At 39.9% G+C, this 16,258-nt stretch carries 14 protein-coding genes; 11 read left to right on the forward strand and 3 right to left on the reverse strand.

The annotated features are described in order from the left end of the window. Positions 1-75: 75 nt before the first annotated feature. The 4 genes from VBD025_RS07670 to VBD025_RS07685 all read left to right on the forward strand — a co-directional run bounded on the left by VBD025_RS07670 (position 76) and on the right by VBD025_RS07685 (position 4,449). Complete coding sequence (locus VBD025_RS07670; protein WP_430790889.1) at positions 76-171, forward strand: putative holin-like toxin; 96 nt, start codon at positions 76-78, stop codon at positions 169-171. A gap of 438 nt (positions 172-609) precedes the next feature. After that, a complete protein-coding gene (locus VBD025_RS07675; protein WP_430790891.1) occupies positions 610-1,014 on the forward strand; it encodes a hypothetical protein in 405 nt (134 codons plus the stop codon). Between the two features lie 531 nt (positions 1,015-1,545). Next, complete coding sequence (gene putP, locus VBD025_RS07680) at positions 1,546-3,057, forward strand: sodium/proline symporter PutP (protein ID WP_430790893.1); 1,512 nt, start codon at positions 1,546-1,548, stop codon at positions 3,055-3,057. 444 nt (positions 3,058-3,501) lie between these two features. After that, positions 3,502-4,449 (forward strand): agmatinase family protein, encoded by a 948-nt coding sequence (locus VBD025_RS07685; RefSeq protein ID WP_430790895.1) that lies wholly within the window; start codon positions 3,502-3,504, stop codon positions 4,447-4,449. A 59-nt stretch (positions 4,450-4,508) separates the two neighbouring features. On the opposite strand, the gene VBD025_RS07690 is transcribed toward VBD025_RS07685, so the two are convergent. Both VBD025_RS07690 and VBD025_RS07695 read right to left on the reverse strand, forming a co-directional pair. Continuing rightward, a complete protein-coding gene (locus VBD025_RS07690) occupies positions 4,509-5,198 on the reverse strand; it encodes an aspartate/glutamate racemase family protein (protein WP_430790897.1) in 690 nt (229 codons plus the stop codon). A gap of 113 nt (positions 5,199-5,311) precedes the next feature. Then, positions 5,312-7,360: a methyl-accepting chemotaxis protein gene (locus tag VBD025_RS07695; protein ID WP_430790899.1), complete on the reverse strand. Its 2,049-nt coding sequence runs from the start codon at positions 7,358-7,360 to the stop codon at positions 5,312-5,314. 224 nt (positions 7,361-7,584) lie between these two features. Here VBD025_RS07695 and VBD025_RS07700 point away from each other — a divergent pair, with 224 nt between their 5' ends. Then, the gene (locus tag VBD025_RS07700; RefSeq protein ID WP_430790901.1) at positions 7,585-8,784 is read left to right on the forward strand and encodes an MFS transporter; all 1,200 of its coding nucleotides are present in this window, start codon (positions 7,585-7,587) and stop codon (positions 8,782-8,784) included. 544 nt (positions 8,785-9,328) lie between these two features. Here the strand turns inward: VBD025_RS07700 and VBD025_RS07705 are convergent. Beyond that, positions 9,329-10,966: an SLC13 family permease gene (locus VBD025_RS07705; protein ID WP_430790903.1), complete on the reverse strand. Its 1,638-nt coding sequence runs from the start codon at positions 10,964-10,966 to the stop codon at positions 9,329-9,331. A 149-nt stretch (positions 10,967-11,115) separates the two neighbouring features. On the opposite strand from VBD025_RS07705, the gene pxpB reads away from it, so the two are divergent. From pxpB to VBD025_RS07735, 6 genes are all read left to right on the forward strand, one after another. Further along, complete coding sequence (pxpB, locus tag VBD025_RS07710; protein ID WP_430790905.1) at positions 11,116-11,850, forward strand: 5-oxoprolinase subunit PxpB; 735 nt, start codon at positions 11,116-11,118, stop codon at positions 11,848-11,850. Beyond that, positions 11,847-12,596: a 5-oxoprolinase subunit PxpA gene (locus VBD025_RS07715; protein WP_430790907.1), complete on the forward strand. Its 750-nt coding sequence runs from the start codon at positions 11,847-11,849 to the stop codon at positions 12,594-12,596. Before pxpB ends, VBD025_RS07715 begins: the two co-directional genes overlap by 4 nt. Before the next feature lie 35 nt (positions 12,597-12,631). Beyond that, positions 12,632-13,579: a biotin-dependent carboxyltransferase family protein gene (locus VBD025_RS07720; RefSeq protein ID WP_430790909.1), complete on the forward strand. Its 948-nt coding sequence runs from the start codon at positions 12,632-12,634 to the stop codon at positions 13,577-13,579. Positions 13,580-13,728: 149 nt separating this feature from the next. Then, entirely contained in the window at positions 13,729-14,916 is a 1,188-nt protein-coding gene (locus tag VBD025_RS07725; RefSeq protein WP_430790911.1) for an MDR family MFS transporter, read from the forward strand. Positions 14,917-14,930: 14 nt separating this feature from the next. After that, entirely contained in the window at positions 14,931-15,683 is a 753-nt protein-coding gene (locus VBD025_RS07730) for a Cof-type HAD-IIB family hydrolase (RefSeq protein ID WP_430790913.1), read from the forward strand. 97 nt (positions 15,684-15,780) lie between these two features. Beyond that, positions 15,781-15,963, forward strand: coding sequence for a cold-shock protein (locus tag VBD025_RS07735; RefSeq protein WP_430790915.1), 183 nt, complete (start codon positions 15,781-15,783; stop codon positions 15,961-15,963). Positions 15,964-16,258: the final 295 nt, after the last annotated feature.

Raw genomic sequence — 16,258 nt, forward strand, 5'->3', positions numbered from 1 at the left:
TATGATTTGTGCTATACTATCAATTAGATAAGCTTCTTTTAGGAGTGGTCGGCTAGCCCTAAGGGGGTGATGCCTTTGAGCATTTTCGAGGTGTTTATGGTTCTGTTCGGGTTTGGAACATTTCTGACTGGTCTGCTGACACTTGTTGAAAAAATGATCAATAAAAAATAGACCTCCCTATTAACCCGATGAAAAGTTGATTGGAGGAGGTCTATTCAGATTGGATAGCTGATCCCCTGGGGGAACGCTTGTCGATAGGCCACAGTTGCAGCTGTGGTCTAATTATTATATGCACATTTGTACCTATAGTATACCACAAACTTAACAAATGAAAAGAAGAATTACTTTCCTTTCCTAACTGAAGTATAAACGCTAATTTGTCACAAAAAATTCACATCTGAGTAAATAGTGACAAAATGACTGAAAAAACCGAATAGTTATTACATAATTCGACATCATTAGTTTAGTATCGACAAGATAAGTCCCTGTAAATTAAGAGTTAAAATACAGGTATCTACCGACTTTGGTCAGAAAGTCTTGACAAGTCTGAATAATAGGTATATATTCACATTACTTTTGTAACACACAGCTGCTAAGGGGTATGGGGAAATGGTAGAGATAATGAATAAAAAAATGTTGTTTTATGATGTTTTGGATGAATGTGAAAAACGGATTGCTAGTAAACTTCGTAAACTACATATTAAACAACCGCATAATCATTATTACGAAGAAGGCTTATACTTGCTATGGACAACGTATCGCGTATTTGACCAAGGAAATGAAGCATTTTTAATTTTTGCAGACGATTATATCGAATCTATCCTTGTGGAAATGAAGAAAAAGAATTCCTTGGCCGTCCGCGAACAGATCCAGTTTCGCCAATCAATGCTTCAAAACAATACAGTTGGTTGGAAGGATCCAAAATCGATACATTCCGTTATGGCTGTTAATCGATGGAAATGGGTATATACGCATATTTTTTCTGAGCTAGTATGTAACGTTACTGATAAATAGAGAAACTAAATAGAAAGAATTCATCAGAAATAGGGTTTTTAACTATATAAAAAATTAAGCTGGTTGCAAAAGTTGACTAATTGACTGGTAAGTACACTCCATTTTTTGACAGTTAGCCTATATTGCCTGGGAAATACAACTAAGTTCCCATTTAAAACGATAATAACCATTTGTAAAATTGTCGTTCAATACCTCGGTATAAATATAAGATGTTGCTTTCATGGAATTATTATCTGTGTAACTGCATTTCCCCACATTAATCGCGCCGCTTACCCGGTGCGATTTTCTCTTTTAAAAAAGTTTAGAGTATATCTTAGAGTTTTAATAAAGTGTAAAATTCAGATATTATTTTGTAATAAATCCAATATTTGTTATAATATTTAGTACAATAGTAACAATTCAAAAAACTAGGAGGTAGAAAGTATGGACTCTTTACCATTTGTTTCATGGTTTTGGCTTTATGTTCCCATAACGGCGTTGATGATACTTGGAGTGATTACCTTTTTATTTGAAAGGAGACGTGATTAACAAATGGAAGCTATTATTACATTCTCCGTCTATTGTCTAGGTATGCTTGTAATTGGATTGTGGACGTATAAACGAACTAGTTCACTTTCCGACTATATTCTTGGTGGAAGAAGTTTAAATCCATGGGTGGCAGCGTTATCTGCCCAAGCTAGTGACTTTAGCGGCTGGTTATTGCTGGGGCTTCCAGGTGCTGTATATGCATCCGGTATCAGCGGTATGTGGATTGGGCTTGGACTGGCTGTAGGTGCATACTTGAACTGGCAGTTTATTGCTCAACGGTTACGCAGGTACACCGAAGTTTCGAATGATTCGGTTACACTGCCGGAATTTCTGGAGAATCGGTTTCGTGATAAAAGTCATTCATTACGGGTAGTTTCAGCTCTATTTATACTTATTTTTTATATGATTTACGTTGCTTCAGGCTTAGTTGCCAGTGGTAAATTGTTCGTTTCCATTTTTGACGGAATGGACTTTACAACAGGTGTCTGGGTAGGAGCGCTAGTAGTTATAGCATATACATTCCTGGGTGGTTTCCTTGCTGCCAGTTATACGGATTTCATTCAAGGTACACTCATGTTTTTGGCGTTAGTTGTTGCACCAATTTATGTGATATGGGGTAGTCTTGGAGGTCTGTCGGGCTTATGGACTAAGTTGTCTTCGATAAACCCTGATTTACTATACGTTACTCAAAATGTTACTTCTGACTTTGGAACTGGTGATCTATGGCAAAGCGCTGGAACTGCTGGATTTATAACGATTATTTCCTTGCTTGCGTGGGGTCTTGGTTATCCTGGTCAACCGCATATTATTGCAAGATTTATGGGTATCCGAAGTGCAAAAGATGTACCTAAAGCAAAAATGATTGCTATGATCTGGATCGGTATTTCATTACTTGGAGCCATTTTTGTAGCACTAGCAGGTATCGCGTATTTCGAACCTGCCTTGAACGATCCGGAACAAGTCTTTATCCTGTTAATCCAAGCTTTATTCAATCCATGGATTGCTGGATTCCTGTTAGCAGCTGTACTTGCAGCAATTATGAGCACGATGGACTCACAACTTGTTGTAGCATGTAGCGCACTAGCGGAAGATTTCTATAAACCATTTGTCCGTAAAAATGCTTCTCCCAAAGAATTAATGTGGGTTGGACGATTTGCGACACTTGGTATTGCGGCAATTGCGCTTGTAATCGCACTCACCGGAAGTCAAAGTGTGTTAGGTATTGTGTCGTACGCATGGGCTGGCTTTGGAGCCGTTTTTGGCCCAGCTGTTGTATTCGCATTATGGTGGAGAAGAACAACTGGTTTAGGTGTATTACTAGGGATGATAGTTGGTGGAGTAACCGTAATTCTATGGGAAATTTACCCGGCAATCGCCACCGCACTTGGAGTCGGAGGCCTCTACTCACTCGTACCAGGATTCTTCCTATCATGCCTAGTCATCTGGCTCGTCAGCCTCACTGGCCAAGCACACCCAGATGTCAAAGCAGAATTCGATCAAGCAATCAGAGATTAAACCGATGTAAAAAATCCACTGACCAGCTAAGCTAACCTGGACAGTGGATTTTTTTATAAAGAGATAACAGTATAATCAAAGTGAGATTAGCAAACCATTAAAGAATCTGCAGTATGGAAACGAGGTAGATTTTAAAATTTAACTTTTTCACCTCAACCTAGCATCTCGAATTTACGAGACTCCTGCGGGAACAGCACGAGTCTGAAGGCCCCGCAGAGTGGGTTTCTCGAGGAGACTGAAGCCGTGCCCGCGGAAAGCGAAGTAAATTCGAAGATGCGATCGTAGATCAACTTAATTCGTATTTCATGTTAAATTTTCTATATCATAAAAAGTGAGTACCCGTTTCCACACAAAAAAATAGTTACTCTAATAAATTGTAACCAAACCTATTTTTTGGGACAATAGTAATAGCACAACGATTATAAACCTAGGAGTGATCGTAGTATGAAACAGGAAATGATTTACGGAAATACACCGTGTTACTTAGGCGGTAAAAAAGTTAACTTGGAAGATGACAGCACGAATGACCGCGACGTATTAGTCTACGGCGTCCCATGGGAAGGATCAGTAACATGGGGAGATTACACAGGCTGTGAACTTGGCCCTAAAGTAATTCGTCTTAATTCAGCACGTTATTCAGGATATTTACCAGAACTTAATCATATCGACGTTAACGAACATTATACGTTTGGAGATTTAGGTGACGTGGATGTGGTTCCAGCTGATACTAAAGAGACCATGCGCCGAATTGAAAATTTCGCAAGCAAAGTGTGGAAAACAGAAAAATTTCCAGTAGCGTTCGGCGGAGATCATGGCGTAACGTATCCGATCGTCCATGCATTGAGCAAAGAAATCGATGGTAAAGTTGGTATCATTCATTTAGATGCCCATTACGATAACCATCCAGATCAAGATGGAGATTTGTATGCGAGAAGCACACCATTTCATCGGATTTATGAAAGTGAAAGTGTGCGGAACGAAAGCATCGTGCATATGGGGATCCATGGACCTAGAAACAAGCCGGAAACTGGCAGATATGCGGAAGAAGTTGGAGCAACAACGATATCAGCACGGCAAATTAGACAGTCCAAGAATCTAGTTGAATTAGCTCGTGATGCGTATAAAATTGCAAGTGAGGGCACTGAAGCTGTTTATTTGAGTATTTGCAGTGATGTACTCGACTTCGCATTTAATCCAGGTGGACCAGTCGACGGAAACGGATTAACATCTTATGAACTAGTCGAGCTTGTTCATGAATTTGCGAAACTCGGCATTCGCGGAATGGACTATGTGGAAGTATATCCGCAGCAGGATGCAAATGACAATTCGTCACATTTCGTGTCGACGGTAGTATTGTACGCATTGGCTGGACGAATTCTAAATCAGCAGTAGTAAAGTGGTTGGACACTCCATTATTAAGGGGTGTCCAACTTTTTTGATATAACAACGGATTAACTTAACGCAAATTCCACAGCTTTAGCAGCATGAATCTCCATGGTGCTGTAGATTGGTAACGGACTGTCTGCATCTTTAATGATAAGCGGAATTTCCGTACAGCCCAAAACAATCGCCTGGGCACCATTTTCCCGTAGATCTTCAATCATTGCTTGTATTTTCTTTTTTGATTCGGGCAGAAACTTCCCTTGACAAAGCTCTTCAAATATGATGCGGTTCAATTCAGTTCTATCAGATTGGTCTGGTGTTACAACTTGAATTCCTTGATCGTTTAGCCTCTCCTGGTAAAAATCTTCCTCCATTGTATAGCGCGTCCCAAGTAAACCAACCTTTGTTCGATTATCAGAACGGATAGCTGCAGCCGTTGCACTGCCGATATGAAGTAAAGGAACGGTTAACGCTTCCTGAACATGGTCGGCTATTTTATGCATCGTATTCGTGCAAATTAGTACACAATCAGCACCGGCCGCTTCCAGCTTACCTGCTGCATCACTTATAATCGAAGCGGCTTTTCCCCATTCATTGTTGCGCTGAAGCTGTTCGATTTCCTCAAAATTCACACTGTACAGAATGCATGTTGCTGATGCTAGTCCACCGAGTTGAGCAGCGACTTTCCTGTTTATAATCCGGTAGTACTCTGCTGAGGATTCCCAGCTCATCCCACCAATCAAACCAATTGTTTTCATTTGAATCCCCCTCCTAATCGCTAGATATTATTTCTATTTTAGACCTGTAAGCAGAAAGCGTCTAATAAAAAAGCCACACGCTAATAAAAATGGCGTGTGGCTTGAATAGTTAATTATCCTTTTTCATCAATTTTGAATTTGCTAATCTGCTCCTGCATTTGCATGGAGTAGTTTTCCAACTCCTCAGCTAGATGGTTTAATTGTTCCATCGAAGCGGTTTGCTGTTCAATTGATGCAGATATTTCTTCTGTCCCTGCAGCTGTTTCCTGACTAATGGACGCGATGTTTTGTGTGTTTTTGGAAATAATTTGTTCCTGATTTATAATTGTTTTCATCGTTCCCATTACTTTTTCAATCAGTTCGTTATTCGTCTGAATGGTTGACTGAATCGTTGTGAAAGCATGTTCCGTTTGATTTACTGACTCGGACTGTGTTTGAATCACATCATTTGTTTTACCAACCAGCGACACCGTGTTCTTCGTCTCCGTTTGCATTTCTTCGATTAAGATAGAAATATCGCCTAGCGCACTCTCAGATTGCTCAGCCAGCTTCCTTACCTCGTCGGCTACTACCGCGAAACCGCGTCCGTTTTCACCCGCACGAGCAGCTTCAATCGCAGCGTTTAATGCAAGCAGGTTTGTTTGACTCGCAATATCCGCGATTTTTGAAACAATATCATTAATATTTGTGGATTTTGTATTAAGCGACTTAATTGCGCGAACAACTTCTGAAGTCATTTCCCCAGTTTCGGTCGATTGTTTGTTGAGCTGCTTCACAATGGTTGAGCCTTTTTCAGATATCTCATTCATCACCATTGCTTCATCAAAAACTTTTTGATTGTACGATTCAATTTCTTTTAAGAGACTTGATAATTTTTCAGTTGCACTAGCATTCTGTTCCATCATTTCAGATTGGTCACCAGCGCCTGATGCAATTTGTTCCATCGTTGTCGAGACTTCATTTGAGGAAGCTGTATTTTCTTCAGCGCTCGCAACCAATGTCTGGGACGCCTCTGAAACATTGAATGACACGTCTTTAATATTGATCATCATACTTCGCATTTGCTGAAGCATATTTTCAAAGCTCTGTGCTAGTAAACCAATTTCATTGTTCTTTTTAACATTCGTTTTCGCAAGTAAGTTTCCAGCTTCAACATCTTTCATTGTAGATTGCAGCTGCTTAATCGGTTTAGTGATTCGTTTTGTTGTAAAATAAGATATGATTACTGCTAACAGAACAATAATCAAAACTGTAATAATAATTGGCAGTAAAATTGATTTTGCTTCATCTTGAAAGTCCTGTTCAAAAACCGTTTCACCAATCACCCAGCCAGTTTTACTGTTCGTCGTATAGCCTAGAATTCGATTGGCACCTTCTGCCTGGTATTCAAGTATTCCATTGTTTTCACTGCTTTGAAGTTTTTCAAAGTATGGCTGCTGATCAGCACTAGTACCAACTAAAGTTTCATCCGGGTGAGCGACAAAGTTACCATCGCGGCCAATAATCATGGCGTATCCGGATTTTCCAACTTTTATTTTACTCGTCATCTCAATGAGTGTATCTACGTAGATATCAGCGCCAGTAACCCCGACAAGTTCACCGTTATCATAAAATGCTTTAGCCGCTGTGATAATCATTTGTTTTGTCGCTGTGTCTATGTAAGGTTCTGTCCAGATTACTTCTCCTTCAGCATCAGCTGCTTTCTTAAACCATGAACTTGACCGCGGATCGAAGTCTCCAAGTTCAACTTCCGGGTAAATAATAGTCTCACCCGATTCTTTTATACCCGCATAGAGGTTTGCGATATTAGCGTTTGCTTCTCTTGTTTCACCTAAGTAATTAAGTAATTCAGAACGCTTATCAGGTGTATATGTAGTGAACAAATCATTTCCTGAAAAGCGGTTCACAATGCTTTCTGTATTGGAAAAAAATACATTAAATGTATCGTTCAAATTTGTTGTTTGTTTCTCCACACTGTTTGCCATTTGATCTACCATTGCTTCTGAACTAAGCTTATAACTTGTATACGCAATCACCGCTCCAGCAATTATAATTAATAATAAAAATGGCACTAAAATCTGGCGTTGCAGTGAACCACGTGCTTGCTTTCCTTTTTTTGCTTGCTTTTGTTTTTCTGGCACAATCTTTTTGTTTCGTTTCATCCATATCACCTTTCAAGCGAATTTTGTGTGTTCTTTCATTCTTATCGGAAAAAAATGAAACTTTATGTAGAATAATAGATGTCTTTTTTCTTATACAAAGAAGTTGTATAATTCAGCGAATTAATAAAACGCTTTTTTAAAAGTCTATTAATCAAATATGCTATATTAGAAAGAACGAATTATGTCGAAAGAGAAGATGCCGAAACTAGAATGGATGTGAACATATGCAGTATTCAATAAAGGACTTTTATTTCTGGAAAATAACCATGAGTTTAGCGTTTGCTTCTTTTTTCATTTTTGCGAGTATGTATGCCGTTCAGCCGCTTCTTCCAGTGTTTGTAGAACAATTTGGTGTATCAGTCTCTACATCCAGTTTATCGATATCGCTGACGATTACTGGTCTTATTATCGGTTTAATTGTGCTCGGTTTCTTATCTGACCGGAATGGAAGAACCTTCTATATTAAATTCGCCTTAGTTGGCTCTATTATTCCGTTCTTTCTGATACCGTTAATGGATTCATTTTTCATGCTTCTGGTTTTACGTTTCATCCAGGGTTTTGCCTTAGCGGGGCTGCCAGCGGCATCACTTGCATACATTAGCGAGGAAATTGATCGACGAAGTGTAAGCGTTGCAATGGCATTATATATTTCGAGTAATGCACTTGGGGGAATGATGGGAAGGGTTCTAACAGGCTACATAACTGATTTCTATTCATGGGAAGCTTCCTTTTATTTTCTGGCGTCGGTTGGAGTTGTTGTATTAATTACTGTCTTCGTCATGCTGCCAGGTTCCACGAAATTCGAGCCCAGTAATCTGTCCTTTTCAAAGGACATGGAAGGATTTTTATTTCATTTAAAAAATCCTTCCTTACTATTGGTCTTTGGACTTGGTATAATTCTACAGCTGTCCTTTACTGGTATGTGGACCTATCTTCCGTTTTATTTACAAGGACCACCATTCTCCTTGTCACTGCAATTTATATCCTATACTTTTTTTGCATATGGCCTCGGTGTAATCGGGTCCCCATTTGCCGGGTGGATGGCAGGGAAGTTTGGTTTACGTCCGGTAAGAATTGCAGGTATTATTACCATGGGATTCGGAGTATTTTTAACTTTAAGTGGTACATTATTTATTCTCATCATCGGGCTATGCCTTAGCTGCCTTGGCTTTTTTACAGCGCATTCCCTGTCAGCAGCATCGGTAAGCGAACAAGCAACCCATCATAAGGGTAGTGCATCCAGCTTATACCTTGTTTCCTACTATATTGGAGTGGCAGTCGGCAGCACAGCAGTGGGCCCCTTATACAGTTCACTCGGCTGGACCGGCCTCGTCCTCACAGCCGGAAGCGTACCAATTATCTATACCATTATAGTAAGAATACTATCAAACCACTTAGCCAACAAAAAAAACGATGGACATTAATCCATCGTTTTTTAGCTTATAAAGACTTTTTATAATTAGTCTTATGACCCATTTGTTCAAAGAGTAATAGATTTAATAAATTTATTACAGAGCTTAACCTAGCATCTTCGAATATACGAAGACTCCTCGAAAAAGAAAAGCACTTTTTCTTTGTGCGATGTCTTTTCAGGGTAGCCTTCCTTATCCTACGGGAAGCAAGAGAAAGTCACTGAAAAAGGGTAGATTTTTAAAATTTATCTTCACACCTTAACCTAGCATCTTCGAATTTACGAGACTCCTGTGGGAACAGCGCGAGCTGAAGGCCCCGCAGGAAAGCGGTCTTTGCTTATCCGAGGAGACTGAAGCCGTGCCCACGGAAAGCGAAGTATATTCGAAGATGCGATCTTAGATCCACTTTATTTTGTATTACATGTAACTTTTTCAGTGGCCATGATGGTAGTCCGAGGAGGATCAACAATCGCCTTAAGATGCGCTCCGTATATTCGAAGATGCGAAAGGTAAATCCCCCCAATTCAGTACTAACTTTTACAGTAAACACAATGACCTATTTAAACGACTCTGGTAACGTTGTAAGATCGATCCCCCACACTAATGGAAGATAGAAATAAACCGCAACCGTCACTAAAATAATACCAACAATATTCAAAAACACACCAGCCTTAGCCATATCCGGTATCCTCAAATAACCAGAACCAAACACAACAGCATTCGGCGGTGTTGCAACAGGCAACATAAACGCACATGAAGCTGCCACTGCAGCGACAATCATAACTGCATAAGGATGAATGTTTAACGCAAGTGCCAGTGATGCCATAATTGGATACATCATCGAAGCAGTCGCGGTATTCGACGTTAACTCCGTTAGGAAAATAACAAGTGTTGCTACTACTAACATAACAAGGAAAATATTAACTCCCTGCAGAGCACTTAATTGATTTCCAATCCATTCCGATAAACCGGACGAAACAAATCCTGCAGCAATAGCAAGACCTCCACCAAACAGCAGGAGAATTCCCCAAGGAAGTTTAACTGCAGTATCCCAATCCAGCAGATGGTCACCTTTTTTATTAATGGATGGAATAATGAATAGAATGATGGCAAATGTCATTGCGATGACAGCATCATTGATGTTCTCACTGATGAGTACAAGTACAAATGAACGTGTCATCCACGCTAATGCAGCAAGTACAAAAATAGTAAATACTGCTTTCTCTTCAAAAGAAGGAGCGCCCAGTTTCTTTTTCTCTGCTTGAATCAGCTCTTTACCACCTGGCAGTTTTTTCACTTTAAGCGGAAATGCAATCTTTACCAGATAAACCCAGGCGATCATAATAAAAATCCATGAAATCGGAACACCGAAAAGCATCCATTTTGCGAACGATAATTCTACTCCATAAAGCTTATCAATGGCAGCGGCTAAAGCTGTATTTGGAGGGGTACCTATTAATGTACTGATTCCTCCTAAAGATGCCGAATAAGCAATACCAAGCATCAACGCTTTACCAAACCCAAAGTTCTCCTTTGACGTGTCTACTGAACTATCGTCTTTTAATGCCTCAGAAACTTGATAGATAATAGCAAGTCCAATTGGAACCATCATCATTGCAGTAGCGGTGTTTGAAATCCACATGGATAAAAACCCTGTTGCAACCATGAAACCTAGTATAATGCGATCTGTATTGGTGCCTATCGCTTGTATAATCGTTAAGGCAATTCGTTTATGAAGGTTCCATTTTTCCATTGCCAGGGCAATCATAAATCCACCCATGAATAGAAATATTGTGTCATCTCCATACGAGGCTGTCGTTTCACCAATGTTTAATCCTCCAGTAACTGGAAATAGAACGATTGGAAGAAGCGATGTTACTGGGATCGGAATTGCTTCGGTCATCCACCACGTTGCAATCCAGATCGTACTTGCTAAGATAGCTTTACCCTCGCCGGATAGTCCGTCAGGTGAAAAAAGTGTTAATGTTAATATAAATAGAAGAGGTCCAAGAAAAAGTCCAATTAATTGTGGCTTTTTGTAACTTCTTTTGTTACCGTCACCACCGTTTGAATTGGTAGTTGAATCTGTCTTTTCGTTACTAAGATTAGACGAATTCGGACGAACAAAAAAGCTCAGTAAATCTTTTGCCTGATCATGTTTGTCCCATAACCAATTCCACGTCGTTGCAATCATAATTTTCCTCCTCAAGTATTGTTTGATGTTTTGTTTATTATACAAATAGTACGAAAAATCAACAAGCGATAACTGTTACCGCTTTCATATACTATTCGAATTTATGCTAGTCTTTATGCTATTCTTTTTGTAGAAGGAGCGAGTGCGAAATGGGTATTTCTATACAGCCACTGGGGGACAGTGGAATAAAAGTGCAGTTCCAAAAGGAAGTCTCGCCTGAATTAAACAGGGAGATTCAGTATTTTTGTCAAAAGCTTACGTTACGGCCAATTGAAGGAGTATCGGAATGGGTTCCTGCTTATGATTCTGTGGCAATCTACTATGATTTTCGTATCATTCTTTATCAAGATATAAAGGAAAAAATCGAGGAATTACATGCTTGGGAATTCGAAGGGAAAACTAACTCTGCCAGGTTAATCCATGTTCCAGTTGTGTATGGTGGAGAATATGGACCAGATTTAAAGCGGGTAGGAGAGTATCATAACCATTCTATACACGACGTTATAAAAATGCATCAGGAACCGGTCTACCTTGTGTACATGCTTGGTTTCCTGCCCGGCTTTCCTTATTTAGGTGGGATGATAAATAGTATTGCTGCCCCAAGACTGGAAACACCACGTGATAAAATAGCCGCAGGTTCTGTTGGAATTGCTGATCAGCAAACAGGTATTTATCCATTAGAATCACCAGGCGGCTGGAATATTATCGGTCGTACGCCGCTGCAATTGTTTGATAAGGATAAAGAAGCAGCATTTTTATTCAGAGCAGGCGATTCTATTAAATTTAATGCAGTCACAAATCAGGAATACGAGCAAATATGCCGTGATATTGAAAAAGGCATATATGAAATAGACGTTGAATCAATGGATGGTGAGAGTAGATGAGTAAAATATCAATTGATATAAACTGTGACATGGGAGAAGGATTAAGTACAGATGAATCAGTGATGCCTTATATTACTTCTGCTAATGTTGCTTGCGGAGCGCATGCTGGAGATTATAATACGATGGATGCTACTGTCAAACTGGCAAAAAAATATGGTGTCGCGGTTGGAGCGCACCCTGGATACCCGGACAGAGAGGGTTTTGGTCGTCGGGAGCTGGATCTTTCACCAACAGAGATTTATCGGTTAGTAGTTTATCAGATTGGTGGACTTGCAGCACTGTGCAGAGTTAATGGTTTGGAGATGAAGCACGTAAAACCTCACGGCGCACTGTATAACTTAGCAGCTAAGGACGAAGAGGTTGCCGAATCGATTGTCAAAGCAGTTTACGATGTTAACCCTGGACTTATACTATTTGGTTTGTCAGGTGGATTATTAATTTCAACAGGGCGTCAGATGGGTCTGCAAACAGCTTCAGAAGTGTTTGCCGATCGCACCTATCAATCTAACGGTTCGCTTACACCACGAACAGAAAGCGCGGCTCTAATCGTGAATACGGATCAAGCGGTAAAACAGGTGAAAACATTATTGGAAGAAGGATATATCGAAGCGGTTAATGGAAGGCGTGTCATGACAGAGGCAAATACCGTGTGTATTCATGGTGATAGTAAAGGTGCCGAAGAATTTGCACGAAAATTATCCGAAGGGTTGAATGAAGCCGGCGTTGATATTACAGCGTTAAATTAAGTATTTAAGTTTGAACCAAAAGCTGAGGTGAGCCAATGCAAAATCAGGAAATTTTTCAGGTTATTAAACCAGGAATACGAACGACTATTCAGGATATAGGGAGAATGGGCTACCAGCGCTACGGTGTGCCAGTTAGTGGTGCGATGGACACGTATGCATTACAAGCTGCCAATATACTAGTAGGAAATAAACGAGCTGAAGCTGCGATTGAAGTAACATTAATAGGACCTGAGCTTGAGGCAAAAGCTCCTGTCACGATATCGATTACCGGAGCAAATTTATCTCCTTCCATTAATAATCATCCTATTCAAACGTGGAAATCGTATCGGATGGTGGAAGGTGACCGTTTAACGTTTGGAAAAAGGGAATCCGGTATGCGCGCATATATTGCGGTAGCAGGTGGTTTAGATGTACAGGAATTCTTTGGAAGTAAATCCACTGACTTCAATAGTAGACTCGGAAGTGAGCTGGAAGAGTCGATGATGCTGCATGGAAAGAAAACATCTGCAAGAGCTGGTGTGTCTTTAGGTGAAGTAACGATCCCTAACTATTCAAGTGAAGTGGAAATTGGTGTAATAGAAGGACCACATACACAAAATTTTTCAACAGACGTTAGACGTGCTTTTTTTGAAACTACCTTTGTCATTGACGCTAACTCGAATCGAATGGGCTATCGATTGAAATCTGAAAAATCATTCGTCCCAAACCAGACAGAAGTTTGGTCAGATCCTGTTCCATTTGGAGGTATTCAGATTACTGGAAACGGAAATCCAATTATACTGATGGCCGATCGTCAAACGACTGGCGGATATCCGCGGATCGGCACAGTTATGTCAGTTGACTTGCCGAAAATTGCTCAACTTATTCCAAATGGGACTCTCCGTTTTTATCCAGTCAGTATTGAGAAAGCACAAGCTGAAGCAACTAAAAGTGAAGCTAATTTGCACAAATTGGAAACCTTTTATCATGGTATTACGTCTTAATTAGTGAGGTGGGCAGTCTGATGCCGCACAAGTAAAGCAGGCAGGCATTCGTCTCCCCCGACCTCCCTCTTATAGGTATTAAAATATTCTATTGCTTAGTTCCTTTAAACCGTATAAAATAGCTTGAACGATTACATGGGAAAAGCGAGATGACAACAATGCCTAAATACATATGGCTTTTAGCGGTAGCAACGACGATTAACGTAACCGGGGCTTCGTTTTTGTGGCCGCTTAATACGATTTATATGCACAACGAACTCGGCAAAAGTCTAGCTTTTGCGGGGTTTATTTTGATGTTTAATCAGGGAGCATCAATTGCCGGGAATTTAATCGGTGGAATTCTGTTTGATAAAATAAGTGCTTTTCGAACCCTGCTGATTGGCATGTCAATTGCATTTTCAGCTTCAGTAACATTATCTTTTTATCACAGTATCGTCCCTTATTCTATTATGCTTGTATTAATAGGTTTTGGAGCTGGTATGACATGGCCGGTTATGTTTGCAATGGCTGGTTCTGTCTGGCCAAAAGGGGGCAGACGGGCATTTAATGCAATCTATGTTGCCCAAAATTTGGGTGTGGCGCTAGGTGCTTCGATTGGTGGGTATATTGCCAGTATTTCTTTCCGATATATTTTCATTGCCAATGCAGTATTTTTTGCATTGTATTTATTAATCGTTCTGACCGCTTTCAGGGGAATGGACAAAGAACGGGATCGGCAAATGCATACCACCATATTTGAACAGAATATGAAAATTAAGAACAAGTCTGCGTTCACAGCGCTTTTGATAATATGCAGCGGGTTTTTGATGTGCTGGATTGCTTATAGTCAATGGCAATCAACCATTGCATCTTATACGCAGGATATTGGAATTGGGCTGGAGCAGTACAGCATGTTATGGGCGATAAATGGTTTCCTTATCGTTTTAGGTCAGCCTCTGTTAAAATTAGTTACAGATAGAGTAACATCAACGAAGAATCAAATATATATTGGTGTTTCCATTATAATTATCGCTTTTGTTATCACGATGTTCGCTGAAGCATTTACATTGTTTGCTGTTTCAATGGTTATCTTAACAATTGGTGAGATGATTGTATGGCCAGCAATTCCAACCCTTGCAAACGATTTAGCACCTAAGGGACGAGCGGGTTTTTATCAGGGGTTTGTTAACAGCGTTGGTGCAGCAGGACGTATGATTGGACCCTTGCTTGGTGGAATCGTTGTAGATCTGTTTAATATTCAATTACTGTTTTTCATTCTGATTGGACTATTAGTAATACCTTACCTGACAACCTTATTGTATGATCGCTGGTTAGTTGAGGAAGAATCACCAAAATAAATGTATGGAGGAGAATGAATATGTCTCAAAAAGAACAACCAATTAAACTAATAGCGCTTGATATGGACGGAACGTTGCTTACAAGCGAAGAAACGGTGACTGACCGTACACGTACAGCGATTAAACAGGCAATGGATAAAGGCGTATACGTAGTAATAAGCACCGGCCGCTGGTTGACTTCCTGTTATCCTTACGCAGAGTCTCTTGAGCTGAATTCGTACCTTGTAACGAGTAACGGTGGAGAGATCTGGACGATGGAAAAAGAATTAATCGAGCGTCACACGATCGCACCGGAAATGATGGAGAAGATGTGGGATCTAGGTAACCAATATGATATGGGATGCTGGATGGTCGCTACAGATGCAGTTTGGCGCGGAGAACGTCCTAAAGATTTTTCCGAACACAAATGGCTTAAAATTGGATTTGACTCACATTTACCAGCAAATCTGGAAAAGCTGATTCAGGATCTTTCGTATTATAATGAATTGGAATTAACTAATTCACACCCAAATAATCTGGAAGTAAACCCTAAAGGTGTCCATAAAGGAAGCGCATTAAGCAAGGTTTGTGCGAAACTGGGTATCACGATGGACGAGGTTATGGCCGCAGGTGACAGTTTAAATGATATGATGATGATTCAGCAGTCTGGTCTTGGGATTGCTATGGGAAATGCACAGGAAGCAATTAAGAAAGCTGCAGATTTTGAGACTGACACAAATGATCAGGACGGGGTTGCCAAGGCAATTGAACGGTTTGTACTGGATTGATAAGATTTGTCGGATTTCTTCTAATTTTGACGCTTACTTTCATTATCTGAAAAAATGGAGTATAATAAAGAGAGTATCATGAAAGGGGTTATGTTCGATGTCTTTTTCTCGTGGGCCAAAAGAGCCGTTACCAGAGGTAGAAACAGAAGTGTGGACTTGTTCAAGTGAAGACTGTCAAGGATGGATGAGAGAATCTTACAGTTTTGAAGAAGTTCCGAAATGTCCGCTTTGTCAATCTACAATGGAAAAAGAAACACGTATGCTTCCTGAATTAAAGTAGTTTTAAAAATCTGGGTCACAACATGATTGAAGCTTATTATTGCTACTTGAGATGCTTTTAAATATGATGAAATATTGCTTTTTTATGCTTATATATTATTATTTTAGGATGTCTGGTTGGCGTCTTTTTTACTTTTTAAGCAGAAAGATGCATAATCAGCATAGCTATTAGCTAACGAAAACCTTAGACTGACACTCAGTCTAAGGTTTTTTTCTGTTTTTTGAAAAAAGTATCTCCATTCCTAAAAGATGCTGCTAGTTACTAAGTCGTATTAGAGGGAAACCACTTTGAGAAT

The sequence above is a fragment of the Virgibacillus flavescens genome (assembly GCF_050574275.1).
GTDB classification, from domain to species: Bacteria; Bacillota; Bacilli; order Bacillales; family Amphibacillaceae; genus Virgibacillus_F; species Virgibacillus_F flavescens.

Coding starts and splice junctions, on each gene's coding strand:
- VBD025_RS07675 (WP_430790891.1), top strand. CDS start 610: ATGGTAGAGATAATGAATAAAAAAATGTTGTTTTATGATGTTTTGGAT.
- putP (WP_430790893.1), top strand. CDS start 1,546: ATGGAAGCTATTATTACATTCTCCGTCTATTGTCTAGGTATGCTTGTA.
- VBD025_RS07685 (WP_430790895.1), top strand. CDS start 3,502: ATGAAACAGGAAATGATTTACGGAAATACACCGTGTTACTTAGGCGGT.
- VBD025_RS07690 (WP_430790897.1), bottom strand. CDS start 5,198: ATGAAAACAATTGGTTTGATTGGTGGGATGAGCTGGGAATCCTCAGCA.
- VBD025_RS07695 (WP_430790899.1), bottom strand. CDS start 7,360: ATGAAACGAAACAAAAAGATTGTGCCAGAAAAACAAAAGCAAGCAAAA.
- VBD025_RS07700 (WP_430790901.1), top strand. CDS start 7,585: ATGCAGTATTCAATAAAGGACTTTTATTTCTGGAAAATAACCATGAGT.
- VBD025_RS07705 (WP_430790903.1), bottom strand. CDS start 10,966: ATGATTGCAACGACGTGGAATTGGTTATGGGACAAACATGATCAGGCA.
- pxpB (WP_430790905.1), top strand. CDS start 11,116: ATGGGTATTTCTATACAGCCACTGGGGGACAGTGGAATAAAAGTGCAG.
- VBD025_RS07715 (WP_430790907.1), top strand. CDS start 11,847: ATGAGTAAAATATCAATTGATATAAACTGTGACATGGGAGAAGGATTA.
- VBD025_RS07720 (WP_430790909.1), top strand. CDS start 12,632: ATGCAAAATCAGGAAATTTTTCAGGTTATTAAACCAGGAATACGAACG.
- VBD025_RS07725 (WP_430790911.1), top strand. CDS start 13,729: ATGACAACAATGCCTAAATACATATGGCTTTTAGCGGTAGCAACGACG.
- VBD025_RS07730 (WP_430790913.1), top strand. CDS start 14,931: ATGAATATGTCTCAAAAAGAACAACCAATTAAACTAATAGCGCTTGAT.
- VBD025_RS07735 (WP_430790915.1), top strand. CDS start 15,781: ATGTCTTTTTCTCGTGGGCCAAAAGAGCCGTTACCAGAGGTAGAAACA.